Source organism: Vibrio sp. 10N.261.51.A3, from assembly GCF_041471965.1.
Classification (GTDB): Bacteria; Pseudomonadota; Gammaproteobacteria; order Enterobacterales; family Vibrionaceae; genus Vibrio; species Vibrio crassostreae_C.
The window spans coordinates 145946-170263 of the sequence record NZ_JBFRPK010000021.1 but is presented as its reverse complement, the minus strand read 5'-3'; the positions used below and the strand labels follow the sequence as shown (position 1 = coordinate 170263).

18 protein-coding genes are annotated in these 24318 nt (G+C 43.8%); 9 read left to right on the top strand and 9 right to left on the bottom strand.

Features of this window, described 5'->3' with window-relative positions; all coding sequences use genetic code 11:
- Window positions 1–231 precede the first annotated feature (231 nt).
- Window positions 232–1698 (top strand): GGDEF domain-containing protein, encoded by a 1467-nt coding sequence (locus AB4371_RS05935; protein WP_372149255.1) that lies wholly within the window; start codon window positions 232–234, stop codon window positions 1696–1698.
- Window positions 1699–1830: 132 nt separating this feature from the next.
- Here the strand turns inward: AB4371_RS05935 and dusC are convergent, their stop codons facing one another.
- Window positions 1831–2787 carry a tRNA dihydrouridine(16) synthase DusC gene (gene dusC / locus AB4371_RS05930; protein ID WP_017069187.1) on the bottom strand — a complete coding sequence of 319 codons (957 nt, stop codon included), beginning with the start codon at window positions 2785–2787 and terminating at the stop codon, window positions 1831–1833.
- Window positions 2788–2962: 175 nt separating this feature from the next.
- On the opposite strand from dusC, the gene AB4371_RS05925 reads away from it, so the two are divergent.
- Window positions 2963–3583 (top strand): YecA family protein, encoded by a 621-nt coding sequence (locus AB4371_RS05925; RefSeq protein WP_137002094.1) that lies wholly within the window; start codon window positions 2963–2965, stop codon window positions 3581–3583.
- A gap of 127 nt (window positions 3584–3710) precedes the next feature.
- Here the strand turns inward: AB4371_RS05925 and dsbB are convergent, their stop codons facing one another.
- Window positions 3711–4220: a disulfide bond formation protein DsbB gene (gene dsbB, locus AB4371_RS05920; RefSeq protein ID WP_032545975.1), complete on the bottom strand. Its 510-nt coding sequence runs from the start codon at window positions 4218–4220 to the stop codon at window positions 3711–3713.
- A gap of 146 nt (window positions 4221–4366) precedes the next feature.
- Entirely contained in the window at window positions 4367–5959 is a 1593-nt protein-coding gene (gene nhaB / locus AB4371_RS05915) for a Na(+)/H(+) antiporter NhaB (RefSeq protein ID WP_372149252.1), read from the bottom strand.
- Between the two features lie 640 nt (window positions 5960–6599).
- Here nhaB and fadR point away from each other — a divergent pair.
- On the top strand, window positions 6600–7439 hold the full coding sequence (fadR, locus tag AB4371_RS05910) for a fatty acid metabolism transcriptional regulator FadR (protein WP_017062161.1): 840 nt from the start codon (window positions 6600–6602) through the stop codon (window positions 7437–7439).
- 194 nt (window positions 7440–7633) lie between these two features.
- Here the strand turns inward: fadR and AB4371_RS05905 are convergent, their stop codons facing one another.
- Both AB4371_RS05905 and metG read right to left on the bottom strand, forming a co-directional pair.
- Entirely contained in the window at window positions 7634–8113 is a 480-nt protein-coding gene (locus AB4371_RS05905) for a DUF1456 family protein (protein WP_016783812.1), read from the bottom strand.
- Window positions 8114–8334: 221 nt separating this feature from the next.
- Window positions 8335–10395: a methionine--tRNA ligase gene (metG, locus tag AB4371_RS05900; RefSeq protein WP_372149249.1), complete on the bottom strand. Its 2061-nt coding sequence runs from the start codon at window positions 10393–10395 to the stop codon at window positions 8335–8337.
- 157 nt (window positions 10396–10552) lie between these two features.
- Between metG and apbC the strand changes: the two genes are divergently transcribed.
- The 3 genes from apbC to AB4371_RS05885 all read left to right on the top strand — a co-directional run bounded on the left by apbC (window position 10553) and on the right by AB4371_RS05885 (window position 14780).
- Entirely contained in the window at window positions 10553–11629 is a 1077-nt protein-coding gene (apbC, locus tag AB4371_RS05895) for an iron-sulfur cluster carrier protein ApbC (RefSeq protein ID WP_017063474.1), read from the top strand.
- Between the two features lie 276 nt (window positions 11630–11905).
- Entirely contained in the window at window positions 11906–12547 is a 642-nt protein-coding gene (udk, locus tag AB4371_RS05890) for a uridine kinase (protein WP_004734002.1), read from the top strand.
- Window positions 12548–12653: 106 nt separating this feature from the next.
- Window positions 12654–14780, top strand: a complete 2127-nt coding sequence (locus AB4371_RS05885; RefSeq protein ID WP_372149247.1) for an AsmA family protein — start codon at window positions 12654–12656, stop codon at window positions 14778–14780.
- 221 nt (window positions 14781–15001) lie between these two features.
- Here AB4371_RS05885 and cobO read toward each other — a convergent pair whose 3' ends face one another.
- Complete coding sequence (cobO, locus tag AB4371_RS05880; RefSeq protein WP_017062158.1) at window positions 15002–15607, bottom strand: cob(I)yrinic acid a,c-diamide adenosyltransferase; 606 nt, start codon at window positions 15605–15607, stop codon at window positions 15002–15004.
- A gap of 84 nt (window positions 15608–15691) precedes the next feature.
- Here cobO and AB4371_RS05875 point away from each other — a divergent pair, with 84 nt between their 5' ends.
- Window positions 15692–16141: a low molecular weight protein-tyrosine-phosphatase gene (locus AB4371_RS05875; RefSeq protein ID WP_017067202.1), complete on the top strand. Its 450-nt coding sequence runs from the start codon at window positions 15692–15694 to the stop codon at window positions 16139–16141.
- A 114-nt stretch (window positions 16142–16255) separates the two neighbouring features.
- On the opposite strand, the gene AB4371_RS05870 is transcribed toward AB4371_RS05875, so the two are convergent.
- Complete coding sequence (locus AB4371_RS05870) at window positions 16256–17803, bottom strand: SulP family inorganic anion transporter (protein WP_017062156.1); 1548 nt, start codon at window positions 17801–17803, stop codon at window positions 16256–16258.
- A gap of 258 nt (window positions 17804–18061) precedes the next feature.
- Window positions 18062–21226: a ribonuclease E gene (gene rne / locus AB4371_RS05865; RefSeq protein ID WP_372149244.1), complete on the bottom strand. Its 3165-nt coding sequence runs from the start codon at window positions 21224–21226 to the stop codon at window positions 18062–18064.
- Window positions 21227–21844: 618 nt separating this feature from the next.
- On the opposite strand from rne, the gene rluC reads away from it, so the two are divergent.
- Window positions 21845–22789 (top strand): 23S rRNA pseudouridine(955/2504/2580) synthase RluC, encoded by a 945-nt coding sequence (gene rluC / locus AB4371_RS05860; protein WP_017054981.1) that lies wholly within the window; start codon window positions 21845–21847, stop codon window positions 22787–22789.
- 266 nt (window positions 22790–23055) lie between these two features.
- Here the strand turns inward: rluC and AB4371_RS05855 are convergent, their stop codons facing one another.
- Window positions 23056–23637: a nucleoside triphosphate pyrophosphatase gene (locus AB4371_RS05855; RefSeq protein ID WP_017062154.1), complete on the bottom strand. Its 582-nt coding sequence runs from the start codon at window positions 23635–23637 to the stop codon at window positions 23056–23058.
- A 149-nt stretch (window positions 23638–23786) separates the two neighbouring features.
- On the opposite strand from AB4371_RS05855, the gene yceD reads away from it, so the two are divergent.
- A complete protein-coding gene (gene yceD, locus AB4371_RS05850) occupies window positions 23787–24314 on the top strand; it encodes a 23S rRNA accumulation protein YceD (RefSeq protein WP_017062153.1) in 528 nt (175 codons plus the stop codon).
- Window positions 24315–24318 lie beyond the last annotated feature (4 nt).

The following is a 24318-nucleotide window of genomic DNA, read 5'->3' as shown; positions in this document are numbered from 1 at the left end:
AGCTAATAGGCCATAAGTCATATTATTAACAGCATTGAAATGGGCTCAGATAACAAACTCACCTGCTCTATATGTTGGCGCTTCTCTATTTTATTCATTTGTAAGCGGTTATTTGACCGTTAGGTGTGTCGTTAATATCAATTTACATTATTTTACGTCGAGCGAATTGCCGATTAATGTAATAATATTAATGGGGAAAATGAAAATAGCTGAACGCTAAGAGCACATTATATGAAAGTAAATAGGCACTTTAGCCTAACCTTTGTTTTCGGGTTTCCCGCTGTGATCGCCGCGATGTTACTTGGCCTAATAGGAAAGAATCATTTTGATTTGGTGAAGAAAGACATTGGCAGTGAATTCCAGCGTATTGAAGAGGTGTTCAAACGAACCACAAAGGTGGTGACAGCCTTAGACTACAGCTTCTCCAACTACTACAAATCAGGAAGCCCTCTCTTTCTTGATCACAACAAACATGTTGTGGATGGTCTTTGCCAAATCTGGCCTATTGATGTATTGCTACTTGCCGACGGTAAAACCTCAGACATTCCCTCTGTCGATATCGACTATATGCTAATTGGTCAAGAGTCTCTTTGTTCTGAAAGCAGTGATAGTTATAAGAGCGCGTCAGAAAAAATAGCGTTAGCTCCTATTCTTTCATTTTTATCCCAGCTTGATGAATACCATGCCGGCGTGCACTTTATTGATACGAGCGGCTATGTGATCTCTTCACCTGAAGGTTTTGCCAAAGGGCTGAGCAAAGAGTTACTCTCGACCATAAAGAGTCGTCCTTATTGGCAGAAAACAGCCAACAACCCTGACCAACTTACCCTTTCAGGCCCTGGTTATCGTTTTGATTCCCTTGACCGTATAATCAGTATGACGATCCCTGTATTCCATAAAGGCGTTCACCAAGGGATGCTGTCGGTGGATATTAATGCTGACAAGCTGCTCGCAAACTCGAATGAGCATCTTGCAGGTCGGATCGATATCATTGATACCACTTTAGCGACTCCGGTAGATTCTGCGGCTTTTTATCACGAGATAAAACTGGATGGTGTCTCGTCTCACCATGCGATGTATTACAAATTAGACATCGCGAAAGAGGTTGAGCACTTTTTCGTCTACGAGAAAGACAGCCTTATTGTTGCCATCATTGTGTATCTGTTCTCAGTAACCATCTTCTTCTACGTCAATTCCAATATTGAACGTGGTTACTTCAAAGATCTCGCAGCCAAAGACCCTATGACAGGGTTATTGAATCGTCGTGGCTTAGAAGCGTTCTGGCGCAGTGTAGAGCACGATCAACTGTTTGCATTAACCGTCTTCGATATTGATGATTTTAAGTCAATTAACGACACCTACGGCCACGATAAGGGGGATGATGTGATTCGTTATATGTCGCGTCAGATCAGCAACAGTATTCGAAGCAGTGACGTTGCAGCACGGTTTGGCGGTGAAGAGTTTGTCGTTTATATGAAAGGCGAAGATCGTGAAACTTTGATGAGAACATTAGAGCGAGTGAAGAATGCGATTTGTTCCACTTCAGCCGACATTATTCCAAATGGATTTACGGTGTCTGGCGGTGTCTGCATTGTTGAAACTGAGCAAAGTAAACTTAACTTCGATGAGATATTTAAGTACGCCGATGAAAAGCTGTACGTGGCTAAGACGACGGGCAAAGACCGTCTTAAATTTTAACCACGTTATTGAATCGATGCTTTGTATGAAAATGAAAATGAAAGAGGGAAGAGCGAACGTGTCTACCAAGCAAAGCTTATTTGCACCGGTAAACACGTTTGTAGCGTTGGGTATTTAACCCTAAACATAATCTTAAACAGGTTGGCGGCGTTCTTCTTGATAACGCTGAAGGCGTTCTACAATCGGTGGCGCCTTTTTGAAAGTACGAATTTCTTTAAACAGTTCGTTCGCTTCAGGGTAGCCTTTACTTAGATAAACAAACCACTGCTTCACTCTATTGGGGTAGTACATGCCTTTGTCCCCTTTAATTTGAAACTCTGAATAGCGCAGCAAAAGTTCAATGACTTTATCCCACGGCATTTTCTGGTGGTTGTGCTTAACGACGTTACCAAGGTTTGGAATATTGAAAGCACCACGGCAGACCATTAATGAATCGACGCCTGTTGCTTCTATGCAATCTTGACCATCTTGATAGTTCCAGATCTCCCCATTAGCAATCAACGGCAGAGATGTTTTTTCTCTTATTTGATTGATGAAATCCCATTTGATTTCGCTGGCTTTATAGCCGCCAACTTTGGTTCTTGCATGCACGGTGAGTTCGTCAGCTTTGGCTTGTTCGATGGCATCGACGATTTCAAAGCACTCTTCCGGATGCTCCCAACCTAATCGAATCTTTGCGGACACAGGAATGTGTGCCGGTACCGCTTCTCGACAGGCGTTCACCACTTGATAGATGAGCTCTGGCTCTTTTAGCAATGAAGCGCCACCATTACTTTTGTTGACCGCTTTTGCTGGGCAACCAAAATTAAGATCGATCCCTTTCGCGCCTAAGCTAGCAGCTTGAAAAGCATTCTCGGCCATCCAATTTGGGTGTTGCCCTAGAAGTTGGAGATGGATTGGCACACCAGCCATGGTCTGAGAGCCTTGATGTAGCTCAGGGCAAATACGGTGGAACACATGCGGGGGAAGAAGTTGATCTACGACGCGCACAAACTCTGTCACACAGAGATCGTAATCATTAATCTCTGTGAGAATTTCACGCATTAGGTGGTCTAGAACGCCCTCCATAGGGCCAAGTATTACGCGCATGTTGCTTTACCAAAACTGAATGAACCGAAAAATTCGAGGCGTGATTGTACGGTGTGCTTACAGAATTGTCACTATGAGTGTGGTGCATGTCTTAATGATGGTTTCGTCTCTTAATAGCGACATCTTTGGGAGGATGGCGTTATAATATCGAAAATGCCCAATATCCAGAGCTTTCATGACATATCAATTATTAAGCCTACCAGAATCAATCACTGACATTACTCCGCAGTTTATGGAAGGTGCAATCCTTGCCTCTAACTTAGCGACCAAACCACTCGATCCAGAAGAGTGGCTGGTTATCGTTGCGCCTGAAGCGGGTAAAGAGCTGGTAAAAACGGTGACAGAACAGATTAATCGCCAGCACAACCTGATTCAGCGTAATGAATACCTATTAACAGACGTACTGGCTGAAGGTGACTTTAACGAACAGTTCGCTGATTTTTCTGAAGGCTTCATGATGGTTTGGCCAACAGTGGAAGAGCAGTGGCAGAGCGTGACAGTCGCGGATGGTACTCTGCGCATGTTGCAAGCGCTCTTAACCACCTTGATGCTTGCGATTGATGAAGAGCAAACTCAACAACAAATGATCGCTGCAGGGCTTACTAACCCACCATCGCTTGCCGATTTAGTGGGTCAAGTCGATCTGATGATCTCAGAAGTGGCAATGGCAGCGGATGAAGCTATGTTGGGCAATAAGTCCCAGAGCGTGAACCCGTTTAAAGACATTGGTCGAAACGACCTTTGCCCTTGTGAAAGCGGCAAGAAGTTTAAACAATGCTGCGGTAAAAGCAGCTAATCACGGCTTGTTGAGCAACTTAGTTTGTGTGAATAACAGACTCTCTTAATATGTTCAAAAGCTTAAGTAATAAAAAAGTCGACCTTGTGGTCGACTTTTTTGTTGTTCTAATTTGGATGATCTAGTGTCAATCGTTTTTCGATTTTACAAATTGAGATATAACCACAAAACCGAAAGCAACCAAGTTACCCGCAAAGATAATCACTAGCCATTGAGGCATTGAAAGCTCTAAGAACTGCCATACCACCTTGCTACAGTCACCGTAAGCTTCAAACATCCACGGAGCCCATTGGTTTAAAGGTGCCCAGCTAGGGAAAGTAACGAATAAATCACAGGTTGCGAAAGGAGACGGATTAAACTGGTAATCGACGTGCTCTAAAGCCAACGTCAAACCTTTGTAGGCGCCAAATCCCCAACCAGCAAGGCCTAACCAACGTGATATCGGGTTATTCGGAGCAATAGCACCAATCATTGCAGCGACACCGATAGCAAGCATAGCAACGCGCTCATAGATGCACATCACACAAGGGCCAAGCATCATCACGTGTTGAAAGAAGAGAGCGCATGCCTCAAAAAAGACAATAAAAGCCAGTAGTAAAAGCCAAGATAAACGTCCCTTAGAGAAGTCTTTGAGCATTGCAAAAAAGTTCACGAATTTAATCCCGTCTATAAAATAAAAAAGCTCTGAATACTCAGAGCTTTTTATCTTGGATAAGTTTCCTAATCAACTAATATTTTTGATTAGTTAGATACACTTATTGTGTTTCGCAACACAAAATCGGATTAGTGACCACCAGAAATCACTGGAGCGACAACCTCACCAGTACGCTGAATGATCCAACCTGCATCGTAGAACCAAGCGGTCATCGGCTCAACAAAGAACACGATACCAGCAAGGCCAACAAGAGCCAGTACGATAGTATATGGCAAAGCCATGATAACCATGCGGCCGTAAGACAGTCTAATTAACGGGGCAAGTGCCGATGTTAATAAGAATAGGAATGCAGCTTGACCGTTTGGCGTAGCAACAGAAGGTAGGTTAGTACCTGTGTTGATAGCAACAGCAAGTAGGTCAAATTGGTCACGAGTGATGATGCCTTCAACCAGTGCAGTTTTCACTTCGTTGATGTAAACCGTACCTACGAACACGTTATCTGACACCATCGATAAGATACCGTTGGCCACATAGAATAGTGCGAGCTGTGCGCCTTTATCTTCAACGTGAAGTACTGCATCGATGACTGGCTTAAATAGAGCTTGGTCGATGATCACAGCAACAACAGCGAAGAAAACGGCAAGAAGTGCAGTAAATGGCAGCGCTTCTTCAAAGGCTTTACCCATAGAGTGTTCTTCAATAACACCCGTAAATGCTGTAGCTAAGATGATCACAGACAGGCCAATCAAACCTACTTCAGCAACGTGAAGTGCAAGGCCGACGATAAGCCAAACTGCGATTGCACTTTGAACCCATAGTTTTGCTACGTCTTGCTTTGTGCGGTTTGCACGTTCTTTGTTGTCAAACTCAACTAAGATTTGGCGAACATTCATTGGTAGTTGAGCACCGTAACCAAACACTTTGAATTTCTCGACAAGTGTACAAGTTAAAATACCGCAGAAGAAAACAGGTAGTGTTACTGGCAGCATACGGATGATAAATTCACCGAACTCCCAACCTGCTTGCTTAGCAATTACCAAGTTTTGTGGTTCTCCTACCATGGTCATTACACCACCCAGTGCTGTACCCACACCAGCGTGCATTAGCAGTGAACGTAGGAAAGCACGGTAGTTTTCTAGGTCATCACGAGTTAGTTCTGAGATCTCTTCATCATGAGTATGATCGTGCGAAGACGTTGTGCCCTTGCCTGATGCAACCTTGTGGTAGATAGAGTAGAAGCCGACCGCAACGCTAATAACTACGGCGATTACTGTTAGTGCATCTAGGAATGCTGATAAGAAAGCGGCAGCAACACAGAAGGCAACGGAGAGTAAAATTTTAGATTGGATGCCAAGCAAGATCTTCGTGAAAATGAACAAAAGCAGTTCTTTCATGAAGTAAATGCCAGCAACCATGAATACGAGCAAGAGTAATACAGGAAGGTTTGCTTGCAGCTCGTGATAAACCATTTCTGGTTTGGTCATGCCAATGGCGACTGCTTGAATAGCTAATAGACCACCCGGTTGAAGTGGGTAGCATTTGAGAGCCATAGCTAGAGTGAAAATAAACTCAACCACCAATAGCCAGCCCGCAACAAATGGGTCAACTAGGAAGAAAACAAACGGGTTGATGATTAAAAAGGAAATGATGGCAAGTTTATACCAATCAGGAGCTTTACCAAGGAAGTTCTTGATAAAAGCGTTTCCGAGAGACATCGGCATGTTAATACTCTTTTATGTTGATTATGAATAGACAAGCAATACAACATTTTGAGAATCGAGCTATAGAAATTGTTAAAAACTATAACTAACAGTGACTTAGAAAAACTACATTCCATGTAATGTTCTGTGGTCTTGCCAAGTCACTCCCTTAGAAACTCAAGCACTGCTTATTTTTGAGCGCAACTTTACTCTTAGATAACATTTAGTCAACAGGAAAAGCCCTGTAGCCCTAAAAATACCTCTTTTTTGTTGAGAAACGCGATCAAAGTAGCGCAAGCATACCACTTAAAATGTGATAAAAACCGACTAGAATCAATATTTCAGCGAAATGATTGAAAATTACAGAATAACGACGGCTTATATATGATTATTACAACTTAATATTGCAAATTAATAGCTTTAAAAATATGACCAATCCCATTGATTTTAAAGAAAAATTGTTGTGTTAACGGTTTGTTTAAATGGTGGTTTAGAGTCGCTTGCTTTACAAACCTGAGGTGCAAACGTGTGCTGAACTTTAGAGTTATAACTCTAACGGTGTTTAGGGTGAGTAAAATTTTTGAGGGTGTTTCCGCTAGGTGTGAACTAGTGGTATGATGAGTAAATTAGAACAGAATAATTAAATTGGATTGAAGTGTAGATGGTCATTAAGGCGAAGAGCCCGGCAGGATTTGCAGAGAAGTATATCATTGAAAGTATTTGGAATGGCCGTTTCCCTCCAGGTTCTATCTTGCCCGCAGAGCGTGAGCTTTCTGAGCTGATTGGTGTTACACGTACTACGCTTCGTGAAGTACTACAACGTCTTGCTCGTGATGGTTGGTTGACAATCCAACATGGCAAACCAACTAAAGTTAACCAGTTTATGGAAACCTCGGGTCTTCATATCCTTGATACGCTAATGACGTTGGACGTTGATAACGCAAGCAAAATGGTAGAAGACCTGCTTGCTGCTCGTACTAATATCAGCCCGATCTTTATGCGTTATGCATTCAAAGCAAACAAAGAAGCTTCAGAGCGTACTATCAGTAACGTGATTGAATCTTGTGAAGCGCTACTTGCGGCACCAACTTGGGATGAGTTCCTAGAATCGTCGCCATACGCTGACAAGATCAAACAAGCGGTAAAAGAAGATTCAGAAAAAGATGAAGCGAAACGTCAGACGATCTTAATCGCGAAGACTTTCAACTTCTATGATTACATGCTTTTCCAACGTTTGGCATTCCACTCAGGCAACCAGATTTACGGCCTGATCTTTAACGGTGTGCGTAAACTTTATGACCGTATCGGTAGCTACTACTTCTCTAACCCAGAAGCACGACGTTTAGCGATGGACTTTTATAAAGAGTTGTTCATTATCTGTGAAAGTGGCGAGCGCGAAACTTTGCCATTAGTGATTCGTAACTACGGTATCGCAAGTGCACAAGTTTGGAATGAAATGAAAACGACATTGCCGACGAACTTCACTGAAGACGACAGCTAAGCCATAGGTTTACTATTGTTGTTCCTGTTTAGTCAGTGACGTAAAGAAAACGAAAAAGCGGCGAGATAATTCAATTATCTCGCCGCTTTTTATTTATCTGTCGTTACTAGAAAATTATCAGTGGGTCAGTTACTTACCTATGACGAGTAATTTATCTATGTGTAGCAACTTAAAATTTATCTAGGAGTAGTAACTTAACCCGTAAACTCTTCTGAGTCTGGACGGTTGGTAAATTGCACACCGTTTAGAAAATCGCAAAGTAGTTGGTCTTCACACACTTTGTAGTTTTTGTTTTCTGGCTTGCGGAAGTAAGCGCCGATTTCGTACTTGCTCAAGCTAATGCCAACCACTTCTAGTACGTCCAAAACATCTTCTGCTTTCATGTTCAATGCGATACGAAGCTTCATGAAGATCATGTTGTTCGTCAGTGCAACTTCAGGTTTAGGTTGCTCGCCTTCTTTTTTGCCACGCTTAAGGTTGATGAAACCATTTAGGAATACCGCTAACTCTTTATCTTTCATCTTAGAGCATGACTTGTCGTTGTCATCTTTTAGCCAGTTAATCACTTGGTCATGAGCAACAGTCACATCAGCTTGTTCGATAGCTTTGATGATTTGTGCATTTTTAAGGTTTAGTGCGTGTTGAATACGACGCAAGATTTCGTTGTTAGTCACTGGGGATTCCTAAAAAGGGTTTTAGAGTAAAGAGGTGTTGGTTTAGCCTATTTTTGTCGACGAACCAATTTCTACTCTACATAGCATAGTTGACGGCGACTCTAACAGAGAACGCTAATTTTCGGTAGATATAAAAAATCCCCAATGCTGATTAACTCTTTCAAGTCAAAAATGCATTAGGGATTTAGTGATGGGTGCTTGTTATCTGACTGGAGTCAGAATTACATTACACGCATACCAGGTTGAGCACCTTCGTGTGGCTCAAGGATCCATAGGTCGCTGCCGCCAGGGCCCGCTGCTAGGATCATGCCTTCAGACATACCAAACTTCATCTTACGAGGTTTTAGGTTTGCTACCATTACAGTTAGCTTGCCTTCTAGCTCTTCAGGTTTGTATGCTGATTTGATACCAGAGAATACTTGGCGAGTCTCACCACCGATGTCTAGTTGGAACTTCAGTAGTTTGTTCGCTTTTGGTACTTCTTCACAAGAGATGATACGAGCGATACGCATGTCTACTGCTGCAAAGGCATCGAACTCAATCTCGTCTGCGATTGGCTCTTTGTCTAGCTCAGTTTGGCTTGCTTGCTCTTTTTCAGCTTCTGCTTTTTCTTTCGCTGCTGCTTCAGCGGCTGCATCTTCTTTAGAAGACTCAACCATTGCTTCCACTTTCTTAGGGTCAATGCGGTTGAATAGCGCTTTGAACTTAGTGATCTCGTGATCAGTTAGCGGAGTAGCAATCGCTTCCCACGTTAGCTCTTCGTTTAGGAAAGCTTCAGTGCGAGCTGCAAGCTCTGGCATCACTGGTTTCAGGTAAGCCATCAGTACGCGGAATAGGTTAATACCTACAGAAGAAACTTGTTGAAGCTCAGCTTCTTTGCCTTCTTCTTTTGCAAGAACCCAAGGCGCTTTTTCGTCGATGTACTGGTTAGCTTTATCCGCTAGTGCAGTGATTTCTCGGATAGCACGGCTGAATTCACGAGTTTCGTATAGTTCACCGATACGCTCAGCAGCAGCAACGAATTCGTTGTATAGCTCAGGCTCTGCAAATTCAGCAGCTAGCTTGCCTTCAAAACGCTTAGTAATGAAGCCAGCGTTACGAGAAGCTAGGTTAACAATCTTGTTTACTACGTCAGCGTTTACACGTTGGGTGAAGTCTTCAAGGTTAAGATCTAAGTCATCGATGCGGCTGTTTAGTTTCGCAGCGTAGTAGTAACGTAGACACTCAGGGTCTAGGTGGTTTAGGTACGTGCTTGCTTTGATGAATGTGCCTTTCGACTTAGACATCTTCGCACCGTTCACTGTTACGTAGCCGTGTACGAATACGTTGTTTGGCTTACGGAAACCTGCGCCGTCTAGCATTGCTGGCCAGAATAGGCTGTGGAAGTAAACAATGTCTTTACCGATGAAGTGGTAAAGCTCAGTTGTGCTGTCTTTCTTCCAGTATTCATCGAAGTTTAGATCGTCACGTTTGTCACATAGGTTCTTGAAAGAAGCCATGTAGCCAACAGGTGCGTCTAGCCATACGTAGAAGAACTTGTCTTTTTCGCCTGGGATTTCAAAGCCGAAGTAAGGTGCATCACGTGAGATATCCCACTGTTGCAGACCAGACTCAAACCATTCCTGCATTTTGTTTGCAGTTTCATTCTGTAGAGAGCCAGAACGAGTCCACTCTTTAAGCATGCTTTCGAACTGAGGTAGGTCGAAGAAGAAGTGCTCAGAGTCTTTCATTACTGGAGTTGCGCCAGAAACCGCTGATTTAGGGTTAATTAGCTCAGTTGGGCTGTATGTCTCACCACAGCTATCACAGTTATCACCATACTGGTCTTCTGACTTACACTTAGGGCAAGTACCTTTTACGAAGCGGTCTGGTAGGAACATCTCTTTCTCAGGATCGAAAAGCTGAGAAATAGTGCGGCTAGAAATGAAGCCGTTCTTTTTAAGTTCTAAGTAGATGTGAGAAGCCAGTTCACGGTTCTCTTCGCTGTGTGTGCTGTGGTAGTTATCAAAGCTGATATCAAAGCCAGCGAAGTCTTTTTGGTGCTCTTCACTAACAGCAGCGATCATCTCTTCTGGCGTGATACCCATCTGTTGAGCTTTAAGCATAATTGGCGTGCCGTGAGCATCGTCAGCACAGATGAAGTTTACAGTGTTGCCACGTAGACGCTGGTATCGAACCCAGATATCAGCTTGGATATGCTCAAGCATATGGCCAAGGTGAATAGAGCCGTTAGCGTACGGAAGCGCACAAGTTACCAAAAGTTGTCTTGGATCAGTTGCCATACTTAATAATTCGCTTTTTTGATAGGTATAAATTTGAGAGGTAATACTACTTTATAACGTGTGATACGCCAAGGTATCAGACTAAGGATTCCCCTAGTTTTTTAGGGGTTCAGTCTTCATCTCGTGGGTGATAGCATAAATAAAAAAAGGAGTCCCAATGCGTAACTTTACTTCTAAGCAAGATTTCTGTTCATGGTTGAATGAGTTCGAGTCACCAATCCTCATCCCAGAGTGGGCGCTACACCAAAATATTGTATCGGTTGATCCGCGTGGATCATTTGTTATCACCTTACCTTTTGCCGCTAATCAGCTTGCGGTTGAATTGGAACAGTGGATTCACTCTCAGATTGAACAACAGCTTGTTAGCGCTTTTCAGTTTGAAGTGAAGGTGAAGCCGTCTGCGTTAGAAACCACGGTTGCGACACCATTGAAGGGGGTGAAGAACATCATCGCCGTGACATCTGCAAAGGGTGGGGTGGGTAAATCGACCACTTCAGTCAACCTTGCTTTGGCTTTATCTAAGTCTGGTTCAAAAGTGGGTTTGTTGGATGCGGATATCTATGGTCCTTCTGTACCTATGATGCTTGGCCAATTAGATGCGAAACCAGAAGTCCAGAATAACAAGTGGATGATGCCAATCGAAGCGCACGGTATTTTCACTCACTCTATCGGTTATCTTGTGTCGAAAGATGACGCTGCGATTTGGCGCGGTCCAATGGCGGCCAAGGCTTTAGGTCAGCTTGTTAACGAAACCGTATGGCCAGAGTTGGATTATCTAGTTATTGATATGCCACCGGGCACGGGCGATATTCAGCTGACGTTATCGCAACAGATCCCAGTGACCGGGGCTGTAGTGGTGACCACTCCTCAAGATTTGGCGCTAGCGGATGCACGTAAAGGCGTAGCGATGTTTGATAAGGTGAGTGTGCCAGTCGCAGGCTTAGTTGAAAACATGAGCTATCATATTTGTAGTCACTGTGGTGAGAAAGAGCATATCTTTGGTGTTGGTGGTGCCGAAGCTATGTCAGAAGAGTTTTACCTCGATATTTTGGCACAGATCCCTCTTCATATTGATGTGCGAGAAGATATCGATGCAGGTTGCCCGACGGTGATTCGTCGTCCAGATAGTGAACATACACGTCACTACTTAGAGCTTGCAGAGAATGTGGCTGCGAAGATGTTCTGGACCGGCAAGGCGAGACCAGAAGCGATTAACTTCTCTATGGTTGAATAACGAATCTATGGTTGAATAGCGCAAGTTAATCACAAAGTCGTTTAAATATAGTTTGGATTAGATAAACAGCGGTGGATTTAAGTCAATATCCATTGGGCTTGTGCAAATAGTTGTAGGCAAGTTATTTGAAAGCAAACGATTGCATTCATTAAATGCATTGATATCATCAATTTGACTGCAATTAGCTAAAATGGCGACTAGAATCTATGTGCTTTAGCCCCTATAATCAGGCGGTTTATCTCTTCCCACCACCAAACCATATCGGGTGCAAAATTAATGTCTGATAATAATCAATGTGTCATCGTAGGTATCGCTGGCGCTTCAGCTTCAGGAAAAAGTCTGATTGCTAGTACAATTTATAATGAATTGCGCGAAAAAGTAGGCGACCATCAAATTGGTGTTATCACGGAAGATTGCTATTACAGCGACCAAAGCCACTTGAGTATGGAAGAGCGTGTTAAAACTAACTACGATCACCCAAATGCACTAGATCATGATCTTTTATGTGAACATCTACAGCAGCTAATGAGTGGCAACGCCGTAGAAGTTCCTGAATACAGCTACACAGAGCACACACGTACTTCTGAAACGACTACACTTACTCCAAAGAAAGTGATCATTTTAGAGGGTATTCTGCTTCTAACAGACCCGCGTCTTCGTAAACTAATGCACGCAAGTGTGTTTATGGATACACCATTAGACATCTGTCTATTACGCCGTGTTAAGCGTGATGTAGAAGAGCGTGGTCGTACAATGGACACTGTACTTAAGCAATACCAAGAAACAGTACGTCCAATGTTCATGCAGTTTATCGAGCCTTCAAAACAACATGCAGACATCATCGTTCCTCGTGGTGGTAAAAACCGTATTGCGATTGATGTGCTAAAAGCGCACATTGCGAAGTTGTTGAAGTCTTAATCGAATAAAATTTTGCCTAAGTGACTCACTTAGCTTTATTTTTTACCGAATCAGTGGCACTTTTATAGTGCCACTTTCTTTTGGAATCTAAGCAAGGAATATGCGGATGAAGAAACTACTCATTTTCATAGCTGTACCAGTGTTTGTTGTCGTTGCAGCAATTCTGGCACTAGTGCTGTTAGTGAATCCCAACCAATTTAAGCCATTAATTGTCGAACAAGCCCAAAAACACACAGGCCTAGAGCTAGTGATCGAGGGTGATATCAGCTGGCAATTCTTCCCATCCATTGGCTTTGAACTTGGTCAAACTGAATTACGCAACCCTGAAGGTTTTACGCAACCTAACCTATTTAAGGTTGATACCGTTGGCGTTGACGTTTCGGTTACTCCGCTATTTAGCAACCAACTAGAGATCGGCAACATTACTCTAGATGGTGCAGAATTCTATTTAGAAACGCTTAAAGATGGTCGCAAGAACATTGATGCACTAACGCAAGCGTCAGCGCCTCAAGAATCTGAGCCTGCAGCAGGCACAAGTTCTGAATCAGCGCCTGCCCCTCAAGAGCAAACTACCACAGACGCATCGGGTTGGACGATCAACCTTGCAGGCGTAACTGTATCAAACGCATTGTTTGAAATGGACGACAAGCAAGCGGGTTCATTCACTAAGCTATACGATGTGTCTTTGAATCTTTCTGAGTTTGCCGTTGATACATGGACAACCGCGACATTTGCGGCTTCTGGTGAGAACAATCAACAGAAGTTCTCTGCACAAGGCAGTGCAGAATTCAAATTAGCTGAAGGCTTTGCAAGTTACGCACTTCGTAATATCGACTTAAACGCTAAGTTCAATGATCCAGCGACGTCGATTGAGTCAGCAAAAATTGGCTTGAATACGTTTGAGTTCGATAAGGTAAACCAACTGACTTACGCTGTAATCGGTAATGCAGCTGGCCTTGACCTTGATCTTAAAGGTGGCGGTGAACTTACTGTTGATAACGCGATTTCAAAAGTAACGCTGAACAAGTTAACGTTAGACTCAACATTCAAAGGCGACACGCTTCCTCAGTCTCCAATGAAAGTCGACATGCTGTCTGACTTAAGCTTCGATCTTAACAAGAGCCACCTGAGCTTTGTGTTAGAGAAGCTACAAGCTAACGCTATTGCATTAGACGGTAAAGCAGACGTAATCCTATCTGAAATACCAAAGGTTCGTTTCTCTCTTCATAGCCCGAATATTGATTTAGATGAATTCTTAGGCTTAGGCAATACAACAGAAACAGCGAGCACAGCGCCTTCTGGTTCTGCTGGTGGTTCAACGTCAAGTTCTGGTAGTTCAGATCCAGCTAAAGAAGTGGAACCTGATCTGTCGGCTCTGAAAACGTTAGACGTGAAAGGTGACATCACGATTGATAAGTTCAAGGCGAACAACGCGAAGATGCAGAATGTTAAAACCGCATTTTCGGTTAACCGTGGTATCGCAGAGCTAACCTCATTCACCTCGAATCTTTACCAAGGTTCTATTTCTGCTACTGCAAAGTTAGACGCTCGTAAAACACCAGCGACTTACACGGCTAAGAAGAAAATCAAAGGCGTGAAAGTACAACCGTTACTGGTTGATGTTGCAGATAACGATATGCTGGAAGGTACCGGTAATATTGATGTCAACGTGAAAGGTAAGAGTCTAACTCCGACGGGTATCAAGAAAAACCTAGTCGGTACTATCGCGATTAACTTTGAAGATGGTGCAGTTAACGGCATCAACGTAGCTCAACTGATTCGAGAAAACTACGCTAAGATCAAGGGCGAGAAAGTTGAAAGCACAAATGAAGCTCAAAAAACGGACTTCAGTGCAATGAAAGCGACGCTGAAAGTGGATAAAGGTTGGGTTTCAACTAACGACTTATCAGCACAGTCGCCACTGTTACGTGTGACAGGTCAAGGTAAAGCAAACTTCATCAATGAAACGGTCGACTTCCTTGTGCGTACATCAATTGTGGGTTCACTTGAAGGTCAGGGCGGTAAGAGCATCGACGACCTGAAAGATGTGACTATCCCAATTAAGGTAACAGGTCAGTGGGCAGCCCCGAAATTTGCACTTGTTTTTGATGATGTATTGAAACAGAAAGCACAGAAAGAAATTGACCGTGGTGTGAACAAGCTAACGGACAAGATCAAAGACGAGAAAACCAAAGAAGCCGTAGATGGTTTATTGAAAGGTTTCTTTAACTAAACGTTTTTAACTCGTATATAAAAGAAGCGCCATTCCTATTGTAGGAGTGGCGCTTTTGTTTGGATGCTTATAATACTTTCGAGAGATTCCCTATGACACTCGTCCCTCGCTCTAGGGAATGACGATAGGCCGTCGTCCTTTGTTCAAGAGCGTAACGGCCTAGTGGTCGTCATCCTCGAGAGGGAAGAATGACCGAGTCGGGGATCTCTGGTTGAAGGTGATTACCAGTCAACGCCTTGTAGCGCTTTAACACCAGATTCAAAAGCGTGTTTCACATTGCGAACTTCAGATACTGTATCTGCTATCTCAGTAAGAGTACGGTGCGCGCCACGACCTGTAATGATGACAGACTGCATTTTCGGACGGTTATTCAACGCCTCAACCACTTCATCGAGTTCGATGTAACCGTAGCTCACCATGTAAGTCAGCTCATCAAACAGAATCACATCAATCGACTCGTCAGCCAGCATGCGCTGACACTCTTTCCATACACGCTGTGCAGCTTCAATATCTTGAGCCTTGTTTTGAGTTTCCCAAGTAAAGCCTGTGCCCATGACTTGGAACTCGACATCAAGCTTTTGCAGAACGTTTTTTTCGCCGTTATCCCAGGTACCTTTAACAAACTGAGCAACGGCGCATTTCTTACCATGACCAACTGCACGTGTAATCGTACCAAAACCGGATGTTGATTTACCTTTACCGTTACCCGTGATGACCAGCAATAGGCCTTTTACTTCTTGTGCTGCAGCGACACGTGCATCGACTTGTTCTTTTACTTTCTGTTGTCTTGCTTTGTGGCGTTGTTCTTTGTTGTCTTCAGTCGACATAACAAATCCTTTTAAGTTGTGATTGCGTCTATCATAGCCTAACTTAACGATAGCAAAAACCATCGGAAGAACAGGTGATTAGGGATGAAAAAGATACTCGTAGTTTGTATGGGGAATATTTGCCGCTCGCCAACAGGTGAAGCGGTGCTAAGGAAGAAAGCGCAACAGCTGGATATTGATGTTGTGGTCGACTCTGCGGGGACGATTGGTTTTCATCAAGGCAACCCGCCAGACTCGCGATCCAAATCTGCAGGAGAGAAGCGAGGCTACAGCTTTAAGGGGATTACTTCTCGTAAAGTGGTAGATAATGACTTCGAAGAATTTGACCTGATACTCGCGGCCGATAGGGCGAATTTAGACGACTTAATGAGCCAATGCCCAGTTCACCTCCAATACAAGCTCGCATTATTTTTGAGCTTTGGAGAGTCACAATATCAAGAGATCCCCGATCCGTATTATGGTGAGGGAAATGGTTTTGAATTGGTGTTGGATTTAATCGAAGAGTCTAGCGAAGCGATACTGCGTTCGATGTAGTGTAGGAACAATGTACGTCGTTTTGTTATCAGCGTAAGGGCTGACCGATAGGTATAAAAAAGGCCGACATTGAATGTCGGCCTCTCTAAATCTAACTTAAAGCTACAGCTAAGATTACTTAGACATTACTTTGTAGATTGGGTCTTCTGCAACGTTCGCTTCAACTAAGCTACCTGCTTTGTGCAGCATAGCAACACAGTCTTGGCTTAGGTGGCGAAGGTGAAGTGTTTTACCTAGCGCCGCGTAACGGTCAGCAATCGTGTCGATCGCTTCAATTGCAGAGTGGTCAGTCACGCGTGAGTTTGCGAAATCAACGATTACATCTTGTGGATCGTTGTATGCGTCAAACAACTCTAGGAAGTTAGCCGTTGAACCAAAGAAGATTGGGCCGTTAACTTTGTACTCTTTTGAGCCTTCAGCGTTTACTGATGTATCTGCGTAGATGTGTTTAGCATGTTGCCAAGCAAACATTAGCGCAGAAGCGACAACACCAACACCTACTGCCACAGCAAGATCAGTCAGTACTGTTACTACGGTAACAAGAACGATAACGAAGAAGTCTTGTTTAGGAACGCGACGCGCAAGCTTGAAGGTTGCCCATTCAAATGTGCCGATAACAACCATGAACATTACGCCCACAAGTGCTGCTAGAGGAATCATTTCAATCAGTGCAGAACCGAACAGGATGAACATCAGTAGTGCAACTGCGGCGACGATACCTGAAAGACGACCACGACCACCTGAGTTTACGTTGATCATCGATTGACCGATCATCGCACAACCACCCATCGCACCGAATACAGAACACGTTACGTTAGCCATACCTTGACCAACACATTCACGGTTAGATTGACCACGAGTGTTTGTCATTTCGTCTAGTACTGTCAGTGTCAGCAGAGATTCAATCAGGCCGATAGCCGCAAGGATAATTGCGTAAGGCAGGATGATCTGTAGTGTATCTAAAGAAAACGGAACAGCAGGAATTGAGAATGTTGGAAGAGAGCCCGCTAGCGTAGCAGCTTCGTCACCAGACATTGTACGTAGGAAGTCGACAACAGTGCGAGTTTCAAGGTCAAGACCCACAACCAAAGCCGTTACTGTAACAATAGCAACTAATGAAGATGGTACTGCTGTTGTTAGCTTAGGTAGGAAGTGGATGATAGCCATTGTAAGGGCTACTAGACCTAGCATTAGTGTCATTTGACCGCTTGGTAACCAAGTCAACGCACCTGTTACGTCTGGCGCTTTAAATTGACCAAGTTGAGCTAGGAAGATAACAATGGCCAAACCGTTCACGAAACCAATCATTACTGGGTGTGGAACGATACGGATAAATTTACCTAGTTTAAATACACCTGCTGCAATTTGCAGAAGGCCAGCCAGCATAACGGCTGCGAATAGGTATTGAACACCATGGGTTGCCACTAGGCTCACCATTACAACGGCCATTGCGCCGGTTGCGCCAGAAATCATACCTGGACGGCCGCCAAAGACAGAAGTGATTAAACCTACGATGAATGCTGCATAAAGACCAACCATTGGGTCAACGCCAGCAACAAAGGCGAATGCTACAGCTTCAGGTACCAGAGCCAGGGCTACTGTAAGACCTGAAAGCACGTCATTCTTTACAGAGTGCTTTGAAAATTGTGGGAATTCGAACATGTTTGCTCAGCTATGCTTAAGATGGATTTACCGACACGGGTGTATTGCGTAGCCAAACAGTGATGGAAAAGAGCGGCAATAGCGAAGTGTCGAAAAGATAAGTGCGCGAATGCTACCCAAAAATGTGATTAAGTTCAAGGTTGAACCTAACTTTGAGTAATATATCTGTTAATTTTTATTCGATTAGTAGATATGAAAAAGGCTGCTTTAATAAGCAGCCTTTGATTCTATTTACTCGCGATTACCTATCAGTAATCACTAGTAGTTTGGCTTAGTCATCGCCGCGCCAGCTTTGTTCGACGCTGCCTGACTGCCTGCACCTTTCGATACAAAACGTTCAGTGCGGAACGGAGCTGCAATCACTTCAATCTCTTTGATCTCTTGAGGACCAGGAGCTTTAGTCATTGGTGAACCGGCTTGCTTCTTAGCAACAGCTGCCTTTGGTGCCGCTTTAGGAGCTTCTGCTTTAACAACAGGTGCTTCTTCAACTTTTGCACTTTCAGCTTTAGGCGCTTCAGCTTCAACAACTGGTGTTGCTTCTGCTTGCACAGCTTCTGCTACAACAGGCGCTTCAACTTTCGTCGCTTCTGCAATCACTGGAGCTTCAACTTTCGCGGTTTCAACAACCACTGGTGCTTCTTCAACGACTGCAGGAGCTTCAACTGCAGCAGGAGTCTCAGCTACTTGAGCTTCAACAGCAGCATCTTCACGACGGATGATAACTTTACCCATTGCAAGCTCTGGACATGCGAAGCCGCCAGTCATTGCTACGTTGCTTTGTGGTGCCGTCTCTAGAGCAACATTCTGCTCTTGAACAGATGTTTGAGCTTCAGCTGCTACTTGAACTTCAGCCACTTCAGGCTTTGCCTGCTTGTGGTGAGGTTTTGGAATGAAGCGAGGCATCACTTTACCCATAGCCATCTCTGGAGAAGCTACACCACCTTTACGTAGGCGGAATGGGTTAGGGCGACGATCACGACCGCGACGACGACGTTGACCACTTGCACGTAGGTGACGTGGAGAACGACGGTTACGACGTTGTTTCGGCTCTTCCTGTTCAGTTTGCTCTGCATTCGCTTGAGTTGCTTCTATTTGTTCCGCAATTTTTTGCTCTTGAGCTACTGACTGTTCTTTTGAAACAGATAGTTCTTTAGCAGCAACCTGCTCTTTTGAAGCGTTATCTTTAGCTTGAGCTTGTTGGTCTTTAACACGAACTTGCTTGTTCAGTTTACGACGCTGACGACGCTCTTTAATCTTAGCTGCTTTCGCTTCAGGTTTAGCCTTAGGCGCTTCCGGTTTACCAGCTTGTGCTTCTGCTGCTAGCTGTAGACCTTCTTCTGCTAATTTAGATGGTGCTTGCTCTTCGCGTTGCTTCTGCTCATCACGTGGCTTGTTGCGACGGTCTTGCTTAGGCTTGCGAGGCTGACGAGTTTGCTGTGGAGCTGCTTCTTTTTGCTCTTCAGGCTTCTCATCACGAGCTGGCTTACGGCGGCGTTTGTTGTCACGGTTTTCGTTACGATTGTCACCACGTTCACCACGGTCGTTACGCTGTTCGCCACGCTCACCACGTTGGTTACGACGACGGTTATCGTTACGATCACGGCGTTGACGGTTGCCGTTGTTACGATTGTTTTTAGGTTTTTCTTCTTTCTTCTCTTCTTCTTTTTTCTCTTCTTGAGTTGAAGAGCCAAATAAGAAGCTACCGATAGCTTTGAAGAAACGACCAATTAGGCCTGGTTCTTGAGTCGCTGCTGGTTCAGCTTTCTTCTCTTCTACAGCTTTAGGTGCTGGAGCAGGAGTTGGTGCTGATTGAGCAGGAGCTGCGAAGCCTTTCAGAGCAGGTTCTTCGATCTTCTTAGGACGAATAGTCTGTTCAGCAGGCTCTTTGCTTTCCGCTTCTTTTAGAGCTTCTAGCTTGTTAGGTAGCAAGTAAGATAGTAGATCGAACTCTTCACCTTCACGAACACGGATAACCTCAAAATGCGGCGTTTCCATGTCTGAGTTAGGAACAACAGTGATCTTAACTTCTTGGTTCTTCTCGATGTGGTTTACTGAGCGACGTTTTTCGTTCAGAAGGTAAGAAGCGATTGGAACAGGCACAACAGCAAGTACTTGTGCTGTGTTGTCTTTTAGAGCTTCTTCTTCAATCAAACGTAGAACAGAAAGTGCTAGAGATTCGTTATCACGAACAACACCAGTACCTGTACAACGAGGACAAATGTGGTGGCTTGCTTCTGCTAGTGATGGGCTCAAACGTTGACGAGACATCTCTAGAAGACCAAAGCGAGAAATACGACCAATCTGAACACGTGCGCGATCTAAACGAACGGCATCACGTAGACGGCTTTCTACTTCGCGTTGGTGGCGAACCGGGGTCATATCGATAAAGTCGATTACAACAAGACCACCTAGGTCACGTAGACGTAATTGACGTGCAATTTCATCGGCAGCTTCTAGGTTAGTGTTAAGTGCTGTTTCTTCAATATCGCCGCCCTTTGTTGCACGAGCAGAGTTGATATCGATAGAAGTCAGTGCTTCTGTTGGGTCGATTACGATAGAACCACCAGATGGAAGACGAACTTCACGTTGGAAAGCAGATTCGATCTGGCTTTCAATCTGGTAATGGCTGAATAGTGGCACTTCACCATCGTATTTCTTAACGCGATTCATGAAATCTGGGCGTATTAATTGAATGTGCGCTTGTGCACGTTCAAAAATAGTATTGCTGTCGATTAGAATCTCGCCAATATCACGACGTAGATAGTCACGAATTGCGCGAACAATAACGTTACTCTCTTGGTGAATTAGGAAAGGAGCTGCATTTGAATCAGAAGCTTGCTTGATAGCGCCCCAATGGTTCAATAGAACATTCAGGTCCCACTCTAGCTCTTCTGCGCTTTTGCCAACACCCGCTGTACGCACGATTAAGCCCATACCTTGAGGAAGCTCAAGAGTGCTTAATGCTGCTTTCAGTTGAGTGCGTTCATCACCTTCGATACGACGAGAAATACCGCCAGCACGAGGGTTATTAGGCATAAGAACTAAGTAACTACCAGCCAAAGAGATGAAAGTTGTCAGTGCAGCACCTTTGCTACCACGTTCTTCTTTCTCTACTTGTACGATTACTTCTTGACCTTCTTTTAGCACTTCTTTAATGCTAGGACGGCCTTGGTATGTATAACCTTCAGGGAAGTATTCGCGGGCAATTTCTTTAAGAGGGAGGAAACCGTGACGTTCTGCGCCGTAATCAACGAATGCCGCTTCTAGGCTTGGTTCAATACGGGTAATACGTCCTTTGTAGATATTCGCTTTCTTTGACTCGTGACCTGGACTTTCGATATCTAGATCGAACAGTCGTTGGCCATCAACCAAAGCGACACGCAACTCTTCTTTTTGAGTTGCGTTAATTAACATTCTTTTCATTTAGAAATTCTCATTGTCTTTTCTTATTTTCATCATTGTTCTTATCGCTTTATTTCGTTTCTCATGGTGCCAGATCCCATGGCTTTATCGGTGCAGCCTCCCGGCTGGAGAGGGATGCTCTGGGGCACGTCAGTCATCATAGGGAGTTAGCCTATGATCCGCGATGTGGCGGTGAATACTCAACATGAGTGTACGTGAGTAGAGCAATAAGGAACTCAGTTGACCGTGTCTTACGCCGATTGCAGCACTGTCTAATCTGAGTTATCTACTCATTTACTTGCTTATGAATGGTTAGCTGTTTAAATAATAGTCAAACCACTGATAGCAGCTGTGAACTATAGCAGCGGTCGGTAAACACAGCAATCTGCTTTGTCGGAATGCTGTAAAAAAAACAGTTTTTGTTTGGGTTTTGATAGCTCTAACTCACTGTCTATAAATAATTTATCAATTGATATTTTAATTTGCAGGAATCTTGGTGCTTTTTTGTTCGAAGAATCAAAGAAATATAGAACTTCGGCGACCATTTTGGGATAGATCGGTAAGGATTAGGGATAAATAAGTTCGGAATAGGGCTAAGAAAATCTCAATTATCAAAAGTGACAGTGATACAATAGCGCAATGAGCGAAATTAGAACCCAAGTCCAATTTGTCGACATTGACGAAGATATGGCTGGTCAGCGTATTGATAACTTCTTACGCAACCAATTAAAAAACATCCCGAAAAGCATGATTTACCGAATCGTGCGTAAAGGCGAAGTCCGCGTAAATAAAAAACGCATTAAGGCTGAGTACAAACTAAAAGCTGGCGATTTAGTTCGTATCCCTCCGGTTACTATTGAAGAGAAAACAGAAGAGAACGTGCCGAGCACGAAACTCAACAAGGTTTCAGAATTAGAACAGTGCATCATTTATGAAGATGATCACATGCTAATTCTTAACAAACCGTCTGGCACTGCTGTTCATGGTGGTAGCGGATTAAAATTTGGCGCGATTGAAGCATTACGTGCTCTTCGCCCTGATGCTCGTTTTCTTGAATTAGTGCACCGTATCGATAGAGATACGTCTGGCATTTTGCTTGTTGCTAAGAAGCGCTCGGCGCTAAGACACCTTCAAGCACAGTTCCGTGAAAAAACGGTTCAAAAATACTACTTCGCTTTAGTTATGGGCGAATGGAAGAACAGCTGCAAAGTCGTCAACGCACCTTTGTTGAAAAATGAAGTGAACAGCATTGTTCGAGTTAACCCGAATGGTAAAGCTTCTGAAACCCGTTTTAAGGTTTTAGAAAAATTCCAAGAGGCGACGTTGATTCAAGCAAGCCCAATTACAGGCCGAACACACCAAATTCGTGTGCACGCTCAGTATACTGGTCACCCAATTGCTTGGGATGATCGCTACGGTGATCGTCGTTTTGACGCTTACACGGGTAAGGTTGGTCTTGATCGTCTGTTCCTACATGCAGCAAACATCAAGTTCACACACCCAGGTAGTGAAGAGAAGATGGATATCTCGGCGCCAATGGAAAGAAGGCTAGAGAAAGCCCTAACTGGTTTACGTAAGCTTTAAGAAGATACGAGATACGAAGGTATAGAGTGCCTCTAAATTTGTTCTTCAGTATCCATAAATGAGAAAGGTTGACGAATATCGTCAACTTTTTTTGTTTTCATCTGTTGTAGAAGATCCCCAAGTCGCTCGTTCCTCGCCCTTGAGGATGACGACTTTTTAAAATCACGCTCTATATCATTAGTTGGTTAGATAAAATTGCGTGTTCCGCCATTCCCTAGACTGACGAAGGAAGGAGTAGGGAATCTCTAACAAAGAGAGCGTATCCGTTATAGTACACCCATTCCTTGCGCTTCTAACATATCGACTAGATCGATCAGCGGTAAGCCGATCAAAGTATTTGGATCTTTACCTTCCATCTGTTTAAACAACGCGATGCCTAACCCTTCACACATAAAACTGCCCGCGCAGTAATAAGGTTGTTCTTTCTCGACATAACTCATGATCTGTTGCTTAGTTAAATCGCGGAAATGCACAACAAAGGTGTCGAGACGCGTGTCAGCTTCATTGGTCTCGTTGTTCCAAACCGAAAGCCCAGTATAAAAAGTAATGCTCTTGCCGCTTTGACGAGATAACTGCTCGATCGCTTTTTCTCGAGTGTGAGGCTTACCTATGATCTCTCCATCAATCACACAAACCTGATCAGAACCGATGACTAAGCTAGGTTGCTCCACAACACAAGACTTAGCTTTGGTCTCAGCAAGGCGCATCACCAACTGTTGTGGTGTCTCTTCTGGAAGCGGCGTTTCATCGCAGTCTGGCTTGGCTGTAATGAAGCTTAACTGTAGTTTTTTGAGGATCTCTTGCCTAAATGGTGATGTAGAGGCTAAAACTAGTTGGTAATTTCTCATTTTAATTTACAATTCAAGGAAGCATTTATCTCAGGATAACGTAACTTGTCCTGCTATTCATAATGCTCTGAATAGGAAAGGCAGGAAAGTACATTTTTTTTGCCATTTCCTTTGACTAAACACGATTTGGAAGATAAGATTCGCGCCCTATGCAAAAGGAAAAAATACCGCGTACAGTTGATCCGGCAAGAACGGCTCAAAAACGACTCGATATGGATGGTATCATTCAGGTCAGTCTTTTGAAGCGTTTAACTGAAGCAACTGAAGGCGTAAAACGTGACGCGCAAGTCTCAATGTCATTTGGGCTTGATGAACAACGATTAGTCGTTATCTCTGGTAAAGCTAACGTCGAAGTCGATTTAGAGTGTCAACGTTGTAATGAGGTTTTCGCACATGAGTGCGATGTCCAATTTACTTATACTCCTGTTTACAGTGAGAAAAGTGAAGAGGAAGCACCGGAAGAGTACGATTTGGTAGATCTGAACGAGTACGGTGAGTTAGACCTGATTCAATTAGTTGAAGACGAGTTCATCCTTGGATTGCCACAAATAGCAATGCACGACGATGCGAAATGTAGCGTTAACTCAAATAACTTGGTGTTTGGTGAACTTCCTGAAGAAATTGAGGAAGACAAAAAGCCGAATCCATTTGATGTTTTAAAAAGCTTAAAGAAGTAATTGC

What these genes read in the sequence shown, in the direction of transcription:
- AB4371_RS05935 (WP_372149255.1), top strand. Translation starts at nt 232, where the DNA reads ATGAAAGTAAATAGGCACTTTAGCCTAACCTTTGTTTTCGGGTTTCCC.
- dusC (WP_017069187.1), bottom strand. Translation starts at nt 2,787, where the DNA reads ATGCGCGTAATACTTGGCCCTATGGAGGGCGTTCTAGACCACCTAATG.
- AB4371_RS05925 (WP_137002094.1), top strand. Translation starts at nt 2,963, where the DNA reads ATGACATATCAATTATTAAGCCTACCAGAATCAATCACTGACATTACT.
- dsbB (WP_032545975.1), bottom strand. Translation starts at nt 4,220, where the DNA reads ATGCTCAAAGACTTCTCTAAGGGACGTTTATCTTGGCTTTTACTACTG.
- nhaB (WP_372149252.1), bottom strand. Translation starts at nt 5,959, where the DNA reads ATGCCGATGTCTCTCGGAAACGCTTTTATCAAGAACTTCCTTGGTAAA.
- fadR (WP_017062161.1), top strand. Translation starts at nt 6,600, where the DNA reads ATGGTCATTAAGGCGAAGAGCCCGGCAGGATTTGCAGAGAAGTATATC.
- metG (WP_372149249.1), bottom strand. Translation starts at nt 10,395, where the DNA reads ATGGCAACTGATCCAAGACAACTTTTGGTAACTTGTGCGCTTCCGTAC.
- apbC (WP_017063474.1), top strand. Translation starts at nt 10,553, where the DNA reads ATGCGTAACTTTACTTCTAAGCAAGATTTCTGTTCATGGTTGAATGAG.
- udk (WP_004734002.1), top strand. Translation starts at nt 11,906, where the DNA reads ATGTCTGATAATAATCAATGTGTCATCGTAGGTATCGCTGGCGCTTCA.
- AB4371_RS05885 (WP_372149247.1), top strand. Translation starts at nt 12,654, where the DNA reads ATGAAGAAACTACTCATTTTCATAGCTGTACCAGTGTTTGTTGTCGTT.
- cobO (WP_017062158.1), bottom strand. Translation starts at nt 15,607, where the DNA reads ATGTCGACTGAAGACAACAAAGAACAACGCCACAAAGCAAGACAACAG.
- AB4371_RS05875 (WP_017067202.1), top strand. Translation starts at nt 15,692, where the DNA reads ATGAAAAAGATACTCGTAGTTTGTATGGGGAATATTTGCCGCTCGCCA.
- AB4371_RS05870 (WP_017062156.1), bottom strand. Translation starts at nt 17,803, where the DNA reads ATGTTCGAATTCCCACAATTTTCAAAGCACTCTGTAAAGAATGACGTG.
- rne (WP_372149244.1), bottom strand. Translation starts at nt 21,226, where the DNA reads ATGAAAAGAATGTTAATTAACGCAACTCAAAAAGAAGAGTTGCGTGTC.
- rluC (WP_017054981.1), top strand. Translation starts at nt 21,845, where the DNA reads ATGAGCGAAATTAGAACCCAAGTCCAATTTGTCGACATTGACGAAGAT.
- AB4371_RS05855 (WP_017062154.1), bottom strand. Translation starts at nt 23,637, where the DNA reads ATGAGAAATTACCAACTAGTTTTAGCCTCTACATCACCATTTAGGCAA.
- yceD (WP_017062153.1), top strand. Translation starts at nt 23,787, where the DNA reads ATGCAAAAGGAAAAAATACCGCGTACAGTTGATCCGGCAAGAACGGCT.